Origin of the sequence: Calidifontimicrobium sp. SYSU G02091, from assembly GCF_022631395.1 — a bacterium.
GTDB lineage: Bacteria > Pseudomonadota > Gammaproteobacteria > Burkholderiales > Burkholderiaceae_C > Calidifontimicrobium > Calidifontimicrobium sediminis.
Genome location: NZ_JALBGB010000066.1, coordinates 1 through 2,437, shown reverse-complemented (window position 1 = coordinate 2,437; position 2,437 = coordinate 1). Strand labels below are relative to the sequence as shown.

Below are 2,437 nucleotides of genomic sequence, written 5' to 3'. Positions count from 1 at the left end.
TACCGCGCTCTCGTTGCCTTCGTCACTTCACGTTCTCCTTGCTTGGATTGAATCACTCAGCAAGGGATCCGGTTTTCGAGGGCAAGGTCACCCAGTCGGTCGGCAGCGGGTTGCGCTGGAACCACAGCAGGCTCATGCAGCGCGGCTGCTTGCCCGCCAGGATGGCCTGGATGAGGGCAGGTTCCAGCAGCGTCAGCCGCAGCAGTTCGTTGACCGTGGAGTGGTGCAGCCCTTCGCGTCGGGCGATCTCGCTGCCGCTGGTCACCACGCCCTCGTCGAGCAGGTGCTGCCAGTAGAAAGCCCGGGTCAGCGCCACCAGCAAGGGCTGATCCAGCGTGCGGGCCGCCATGCCCGGCGCCTCGGCCGCCCCATCGGGCCGCACCACGACCGTGCGGGCGCCGCGCTTTTTGATCTTCCACGGGATGAAGGTGCTCACCCTGACTTGTCCGTCGTCGCGGCGCTCGCGGAGCATCGGGGCGTCGGTGGCCTGAACATGCGCCTTCATGCGGCGGCCTCCAGTTCTTGCAGCTCCGCGCCGATGGTGCCGGGCATCAGCTCGGCGGCCAGTTCCCGCCAGCCCTGGTCGCGCCAGACGATCTCCAGCCCCTCATCGGCCACGATCACCCGCTCGATGAGGAGCTGCGCCAGGCGGCACTGCTCGGCAGGGAACAAGTGCTGCCACAGATTGGCGAGGTTGCGCATCGGCAGCACGACCTCAGGCTCTGACAGATCGGGACGGATGGCCCGGACCCGTTCCCACACCGCCTGCACCGTGTGCGGTGCCGACAGCGCCGCCACGATCTGCTGCGTGACCAGTTCTTCTATCGGCCCCGCTGGCAACGGGCCGCGTGGACTGGCCCAGGCACCGAAGCGCCGGTGTTGGAGCGGCGTGTAGTAGCGATAGGTCTTGCCCTTCTTGACCGTGTGGCTGGGCACCAGCCGCTGGCCATCGGGCGTGAACAGCAAGCCGCGCAGCAGCGCGGGCGCGCGCCCACGACCGTTCGTGTCACGGCGGCGCTCATTCGCATCCATCGCCAGCAGTGCATGGACCGCGTCCCACTGCGCCGGCGTGATGAGGGCGGGATGTTGACCGGGGAAACGCTGCCCCTTGTGCACGATCTCGCCGAGATACATCCGGTTGTGCAGCATCTTGTAGATCGTCTGCTTGGTAAAGGGCTTGCCGCCCTTGGTCCGCAGCCCCTCGGCGGCGTAGGTCTTCACCATCAACGTAGCCGAGCGCAGGCTGACGAAATCGTCAAACAGGCGACGCACCAGGGCGGCTTGGGCCTCATTGACCACCAAGCGCCGCTCGCGCACGTCGTAACCCAGCGGCACCGGCCCGCCCATCCACAGCCCCTTGGCCTTGCTGGCGGCGATCTTGTCGCGGATGCGCTCGCCGGTGACCTCGCGCTCGAACTGGGCAAACGACAGCAGGATGTTGAGCGTGAGCCGCCCCATTGAGGTGGTAGTGTTGAACTGCTGCGTGACCGAGACAAAGGAGACCCCTTTGCGGCCGAACACATCGACCATGCGCGCGAAATCCGCCAGCGAGCGGGACAACCGGTCGATCTTGTAGACCACCACCACGTCGATCTTGCCCGCTTCGATGTCGGTCAGCAGCCGGCGCAGCGCGGGCCGCTCCATGTGGCCGCCCGAGTAGCCGCCATCCTCGTAATCGTCGGCCACGGCGATCCAGCCCTCGTGGCTTTGGCTCGTGATGTAGGCGTGGCCGGCCTCGCGCTGGGCGTCGATCGAGTTGAACGACTGGTCCAGCCGCTCGTCGCTGGAGACGCGGCAGTACACCGCGCAACGCTTGGGCGGCACGCCGGGGAGAAGCGCGGATCGGCTCATTGCGGGTGCTCCTTGCGCTCGCGCAAGCCCGAAGAACTTCGGCCCGCTCCAGTGCGTACCGGTGATGTGCCGTGCCACCGCACTCAGGCTCTTGAAAACCAGCCCATCCAAGGCGTAGAGCCCCTCGGGCGTGACCGTCACGCGGTATTCGTGCTCGTCCCACTCGCGCACCAGCGTCGTGTCGGGCATCAGCCAGGGCTGCGCGCCGCGTCCGGTGGAGGTCTTGATCTTGGAGTGCTGGGCGCCGGCCTCGACCAGCATCTTGCACAGGGCGGCCGGCAGCGCCCCATAGGCCTGCTCCTGAATGCGATAGGCCAAACGCGACTCCAGGTAGCGACGGTTGGGATGCGCCGGCCGTCGGGGAAAGTGCGCATCCCACAGTGCCCACAGTTCGGCCATGGGCAGCGCGGGCAAGGCCGCCAGTTGCGCGGCCACCGTGGGGTGATGGGGGATGTCGGTCATCGTGCAGTGGCTGACGACAATTACCTTGGCCGGCGCATTGCATCGCCTGAACCGTTACCTGCAGGCGGGCGTTGCCTCACGAAACTTGCTACCCGATGGTGGCAGGCAATGGAGGCAACATGGC

General features: G+C 66.8%; 2 protein-coding genes and 1 pseudogene. All 3 read right to left on the bottom strand.

The window, feature by feature from the left end; translation table 11 throughout:
* Positions 1-52 precede the first annotated feature (52 nt).
* Positions 53-472 (bottom strand): hypothetical protein, encoded by a 420-nt coding sequence (locus MOJ79_RS18735; RefSeq protein WP_442863148.1) that lies wholly within the window; start codon positions 470-472, stop codon positions 53-55.
* 29 nt (positions 473-501) lie between these two features.
* Entirely contained in the window at positions 502-1,851 is a 1,350-nt protein-coding gene (locus MOJ79_RS18730) for a recombinase family protein (protein WP_241925522.1), read from the bottom strand.
* 18 nt (positions 1,852-1,869) lie between these two features.
* Positions 1,870-2,313: pseudogene (locus tag MOJ79_RS18725) on the bottom strand (DUF2924 domain-containing protein); the annotation flags it as partial.
* Between the last annotated feature and the right edge of the window lie 124 nt (positions 2,314-2,437).

What these genes read in the sequence shown, in the direction of transcription:
- MOJ79_RS18735 (WP_442863148.1), bottom strand. Translation starts at nt 472, where the DNA reads ATGCTCCGCGAGCGCCGCGACGACGGACAAGTCAGGGTGAGCACCTTC.
- MOJ79_RS18730 (WP_241925522.1), bottom strand. Translation starts at nt 1,851, where the DNA reads ATGAGCCGATCCGCGCTTCTCCCCGGCGTGCCGCCCAAGCGTTGCGCG.